This window comes from Streptomyces sp. NPDC002130 (assembly GCF_040296465.1).
GTDB lineage: Bacteria > Actinomycetota > Actinomycetes > Streptomycetales > Streptomycetaceae > Streptomyces.
In genome coordinates, this window is sequence record NZ_JBEOXI010000388.1 from 1 (window position 1) to 5280 (window position 5280).

Here is a 5280-nt window from a genome sequence, read left to right on the forward strand (position 1 = left end):
CGCCGGCGTGGCATCCCGTTTCCACGCTGTTGCCCCCGTCGCGGGCCGAGTCTCTCCCCTGACACGCGCTGCCGCCGCTCCACCCTGCCCAGGGCCCAGGCCCCGGCGCCATCACCCCCCTTCGCCACCTCCTTCACCACCCCGTTCGCCACGCCCTGAAGCGCCGTCGCACCCCGACCGTGCCGCGGGCCGCCCCGCCGTGCCCCGGCGCTGTCCCGGCACGGCGCCGGACGACTTGAGGAAAGGCCAGAACCCATGCCCGTGGAGTTCCTCGGCATCGCCGCCACCCACGACGGATCCGAAACCACCCCGCGCTCCGGCGCCGCCTTCGACAAGGACTACACGCTCCGGCTCGCCCGGGCCCACGAGGAACACGGCTGGGACCGGGTCCTGTTCGCCTACGGCTCCGGATCGCCGGACCCGGCACCGGCCGCCGCGTACATCGCGAGCAGGCTGGACCGGCTCCAGATCCTCCTCGCCCACCGGCCCAACGTCTCGTACCCGACGTTCGCCGCGAAGACCTTCGCCACCCTCGACCAGATCAGCGAGGGCCGCCTGACCGTGCACTTCATCACCGGCGGCAACGACCGGGAACAGGGTCGCGAGGGCGACACCCTCACCAAGGACGAGCGCTACGCCCGCACCCGCGAGTACATCGGGATCGTCAAGAAGATCTGGACCACGCACGAGCCGTTCGACCACGAGGGCGAGCACTACCGCTTCCACGACTTCGTCAGCGACGTCTTCCCGGTCCAGCAGCCGCGCCCCAACGTGTCGTTCGGCGGCTCCTCGCCCGCCGCGTACGCCGCCGGCGGTGCCGAGGCCGACATCTACTGCCTGTGGGGAGAGCCCCTGGAGAAGACCGCCGAGCAGATCGAGAGGGTGAAGGCCGCCGCACAGGCCGCGGGCCGCACCGCTGTGCCGCGCATACAGGCCGCGTTCCGGCCGATCATCGCCCCGACCGAGGAACTGGCCTGGGAGAAGGCCCACCGCACGGTCGGCTTGATCAAGGCCCGCAGGGAGCGCGGCGAGGCGATCACCAAGCGCCACAACGGCTCCGCGCAGCCGCAGAACACCGGCTCCCAGCGACTGATCGCCATCGCCGAGGCGGGGGAGCGCTACGACCGCGCCCTGTGGACCCCGACCGCCGCCGCGACCGGTGGCGCGGGCAACTCCAACGCCCTGGTCGGCACCCCGGAGACGGTCGCCCAGGCACTCCTGGACTACTACGACCTCGGCGTGGACATCCTCTCCGCCCGCGGCTACGACCTGCTCGGCGACGCCATCGACTTCGGCCGGCACGTGATCCCGATCGTCCGCGAGGAGGTCGCCAAGCGCGACGCCAAGCGCGCCGCCGGGCACGACGCCGAGCGAACGGCCCACGACGCGCAGCACCTCGCGACGGTGAACGGATGACCTCCGCACCGGAACTGACGGTCATTCAGGTACCCGTCTCCGACCCGCGGGTCGCGCCGCTGCTGCGTGAACTCGGCGACGAGTACTCCAAACGCTACGGCAGGGACGCGCACGCCGAGATCTCCCGCTACCCCGACGAGGAGTTCACCCCACCGCACGGCGGTCTGCTCCTGCTGCTGCTGGAACGCGGCGAGCCCGTCGCGGGCGGCGCCTTCCGCCGGTACGACGCGGCCACGGCCGAACTGAAACGGATCTGGACCCACTCCGCCCACCGCCGCCGCGGCCTCGCCCGGCGCGTCGTCGCCGAGCTGGAACGCGAGGCGGCGGGCCGCGGATACCGGCGCGTCCACCTCACCACCGGCCCGCGCCAGCCCGAAGCCCGCGGCCTGTACCTGGCCACCGGCTACACACCCCTGTTCGACACCGAGGCAGACCCGGAGACCATCGGCCCGCTGCCGTTCGAGAAACACCTGCGAGAGGTCCCCGAGCAGTGAACAGAACCCGTCTGCGCAGCACAGCCGCCCTCGTGCTGCTGCCCGCCCTGGCCCTCACCGCCTGCGGCTCCGGTGTCACCCCCGGCGCCGCACCGGCGGGCGCCCAGGCGTCCCCCGCCCCCACCGACGACCCGGTCGCCACCGTCCGCACGGTGAACTCCGTCGCCGCCCTGCTGCCCGCCGACGTCCGCGCGTCGGGCACGCTGCGCATCGGCAGCTCCGTCGGCTTCCCGCCCGGCGCCTACTACCCGAACGGTCCCGGCAAGGCGCCCGCGGGCCAGGACATCGACATCGCCGACGCCGTCGCCAAGGTCCTCGGCGTCGGACTCGACCGTCAGGACGCCTCCTTCGAGACGATCCTGCCCGCCCTCGGCAGCGGCAAGTACGACGTGGGCACCGGCAACTTCGGCGTCACCACCCAGCGCCTGAAAACCGTCGACTTCGTCACCTACATCGACGACGGCCAGGGCTTCGCCGTGAAGAAGGGCAGCACCGCCGTCAAGAAGAAGGTCACCGACCTGACCCAGCTGTGCGGCCTGACCATCGGCACCGGCGCCGGAACCACCTTCGAGTCGACCCTCGCCGCGCAGAAGGACATCTGCGCCGAGGCAGGCAGGAAGCCCTACGACGTGAAGGTCTACTCCGAGAACGGAGCGACGCTCACCGCGCTCCAGCAGGGCCGCATCGACGTGATCATGTCGACCATCAACGGCCTGCGCTACCAGGCCGCCCAGCCCGCGGCGCAGACCACGTTCCTCGGCGAGTACCACCGCCTCGATGTCGGCTTCGCCTTCAAGAAGGGCTCCCCGCTCACCAAGGCGTTCCGGGCCGCCGTCGACGAACTGATCAAGAACGGCACGTACGCCCGGATTCTCAAGAAGTGGGGCACCTCCGCCTCCGCGATCGACGCGTCGCGGATCAACCCGCCCGAGCACAGGTGACCCGATGAGCAGCGACACGATCACAGAACCGGCCGCACGACTGGCCGGGCACCCCGAAGACCTGAAAGTCGTACCCACCCCCCACTACGCCCGCTGGGCCGCCGGCGCGGCCGTGGTCGTCCTGGTCGCGCAGTTCGCCCACGGCCTGGTCACCAACCCCGTCTGGGAGTGGAGCGTATTCAGCGACTACGTCCTCTCCGAGACGATCGTCCAGGCGGTGTGGGTGACCCTCCAGCTCACCGCCTACGCCACCGTACTCGGCTTCCTCCTGGGCACGGTGCTCGCCTTCATGCGCCTGTCGCGCAGCCCGGTGCTCTCGACCGTCGCCTGGACCTACATCTGGGTCTTCCGGTCCATCCCGATGATCGTCCAGCTGGTGTTCTGGTTCAACCTCAGCGCCCTGTACAAGGAGCTGGGCGTCGGCATCCCCTTCGGGCCGGTGTTCTGGTCCGTCGACAGCAACACCCTGATCGGCACCATCGGCGCCGCCGTCATCGGACTGACCCTGCACCAGGCCGCCTACGCCGCCGAGATCGTCCGCGGCGGTGTCATCGCCGTCGACCAGGGACAGCTGGAGGCGGCGGCGGCGCTCGGCATCCCCAGGCTCCGGCAGATCCGCCGGATCGTCCTCCCGCAGGCCATGCGCGCCATCCTGCCCACCGCCGGCAACGAGATCATCGGCCTGCTCAAGGGCACCTCGGTGGTCTACGTCATGTCCATCGGCGAGCTGTTCTACCAAGTGCAGGTGATCTACGGCCGCAACGGCCGGGTGATCCCGCTGCTGCTGGTCGCCACCGCCTGGTACGTCGTCCTCACCTCGCTGCTGTCGGTCGCCCAGTACTACGTGGAGCGCCGCTACGCCCGCGGCGCCGACCGCACCCCGCCACCCACCCCCCTCCAGCGCACGCGCCGGTTCGTCACGTCCATCACCAAGGAGAGCGCATGAGTGCCGTCATGGTCGAGGTCCACGGCGTCCACAAGAGCTTCGGCCCGCTGGAGGTGCTGCGCGGCGTCGACCTGCAGGTCCGGGCCGGCGAGGTCACCGTTGTCCTCGGCCCCTCGGGCTCCGGGAAGTCCACGCTGCTGCGCACCATCAACCACCTGGAGAAGGTCAGCCGCGGCTGGGTCAGCATCGACGGTGAACTCATCGGCTACCGGCGGTCCGGGAACAAGCTGCACGAGCTGAGGGAGCGGGACGTCCTGAAGCAGCGGACGAACATCGGGTTCGTCTTCCAGAACTTCAACCTCTTCCCGCACCTCACCGTCCTGCAGAACCTCGTCGAGGCCCCGGTCTCCGCTCGGCGCCGCCCGCGCAAGGAGGCCGAGGAGAGCGCCCGCCGGCTTCTCGACCGGGTCGGTCTCGCCGACAAGGCCGACGCCTATCCGCGGCAGCTGTCCGGCGGTCAGCAACAGCGCGTAGCCATCGCCCGGGCGCTCGCCCTCGAACCCAAGGTGCTGCTGTTCGACGAACCCACCTCGGCGCTCGACCCGGAGCTGGTCGGCGAGGTCCTCGACGTCATCAAGGACCTGGCCCGCACCGGCACCACCATGATCGTCGTGACCCACGAGATCGGCTTCGCCCGCGAGGTCGCCGACACCGTGGTGTTCATGGACGCCGGAGTCGTCGTGGAGCAGGGATCACCCTCGGCCGTGCTGGACGCACCGCGGCACGAGCGCACCCGCGCCTTCCTCTCCAAGGTCCTCTGACCACCCGCCCGACCCTCACGCGAGGAGCATCGCCATGGCCACCACCGTCGTCACCCGCCGTACCACCGCCGCAGCAGCGCTCGGACTCGCCGGCGCTCTCGTCCTCGCCGGCTGCGCCAACCCCACCGACGGCGGCACCATCGAGGTCGCGGCCACGACCGGCGAGAAGACGAGGATCAACATCAGCCCCGACCAGAACCGCGTCACCACCTCCAAGGTGGACTCCATAGCCGCCGAGGTTCCCGAGAAGATCCGTAAGAGAGGCACACTGGAGATCGTCGGCTCCTCCGGCTCCGCGGCACCCCTGACCTTCCACGCCACGGACAACAGGACCGTCATCGGCGTGGAGCCCGACCTCGCCCACCTGGTCGCCGACGTCCTCGGCCTCGAGCCGCACCTCAACACGGTGTCCTGGGAGAACATCTTCGTCGGCCTGGACAGCGGCAAGTACGACGTCGGCCTCAGCAACATCACCGTCACCGAGGAACGCAAGGAGAAGTACGACTTCGCCACCTACCGCGAGGACAACCTGGCCTTCGAGGCGAAGAAGGGCAGCGGCCTGAAGATCGACGGGCCCGAGGACGTGGCGGGCCGGACCGTCGCCGTCGGCAGCGGCACCAACCAGGAGAAGCTGCTGGTCGAGTGGTCCAAGGAGAACGAGAAGGCCGGCCGCAAGCCGGTGGACATCAAGTACTACCAGAACGACAGCGACACCTACCTCG

Annotated in this window: 6 protein-coding genes; all 6 read left to right on the forward strand. The window is 70.2% G+C overall.

From position 1 onward, the window contains the following. Positions 1–255 precede the first annotated feature (255 nt). Complete coding sequence (locus ABT116_RS39145; RefSeq protein ID WP_351644421.1) at positions 256–1416, forward strand: LLM class flavin-dependent oxidoreductase; 1161 nt, start codon at positions 256–258, stop codon at positions 1414–1416. Further along, positions 1413–1910 carry a GNAT family N-acetyltransferase gene (locus ABT116_RS39150; RefSeq protein ID WP_351644424.1) on the forward strand — a complete coding sequence of 166 codons (498 nt, stop codon included), beginning with the start codon at positions 1413–1415 and terminating at the stop codon, positions 1908–1910. The genes ABT116_RS39145 and ABT116_RS39150 overlap by 4 nt, the downstream gene beginning before the upstream one ends. Continuing rightward, on the forward strand, positions 1907–2851 hold the full coding sequence (locus tag ABT116_RS39155) for an ABC transporter substrate-binding protein (RefSeq protein ID WP_351644426.1): 945 nt from the start codon (positions 1907–1909) through the stop codon (positions 2849–2851). Before ABT116_RS39150 ends, ABT116_RS39155 begins: the two co-directional genes overlap by 4 nt. Positions 2852–2855: 4 nt before the next feature. Next, positions 2856–3797 carry an amino acid ABC transporter permease gene (locus ABT116_RS39160; RefSeq protein WP_351644429.1) on the forward strand — a complete coding sequence of 314 codons (942 nt, stop codon included), beginning with the start codon at positions 2856–2858 and terminating at the stop codon, positions 3795–3797. Further along, positions 3794–4558 carry an amino acid ABC transporter ATP-binding protein gene (locus ABT116_RS39165; protein ID WP_351644432.1) on the forward strand — a complete coding sequence of 255 codons (765 nt, stop codon included), beginning with the start codon at positions 3794–3796 and terminating at the stop codon, positions 4556–4558. Before ABT116_RS39160 ends, ABT116_RS39165 begins: the two co-directional genes overlap by 4 nt. A 34-nt stretch (positions 4559–4592) precedes the next feature. Beyond that, positions 4593–5280 (forward strand): transporter substrate-binding domain-containing protein (locus ABT116_RS39170; protein WP_351644435.1); only part of this gene is annotated, 688 nt, incomplete at its 3' end.

Excerpts from the sequence above, each read along its gene's own strand:
- ABT116_RS39145 (WP_351644421.1), top strand. The coding sequence starts at position 256 with ATGCCCGTGGAGTTCCTCGGCATCGCCGCCACCCACGACGGATCCGAA.
- ABT116_RS39150 (WP_351644424.1), top strand. The coding sequence starts at position 1,413 with ATGACCTCCGCACCGGAACTGACGGTCATTCAGGTACCCGTCTCCGAC.
- ABT116_RS39160 (WP_351644429.1), top strand. The coding sequence starts at position 2,856 with ATGAGCAGCGACACGATCACAGAACCGGCCGCACGACTGGCCGGGCAC.
- ABT116_RS39165 (WP_351644432.1), top strand. The coding sequence starts at position 3,794 with ATGAGTGCCGTCATGGTCGAGGTCCACGGCGTCCACAAGAGCTTCGGC.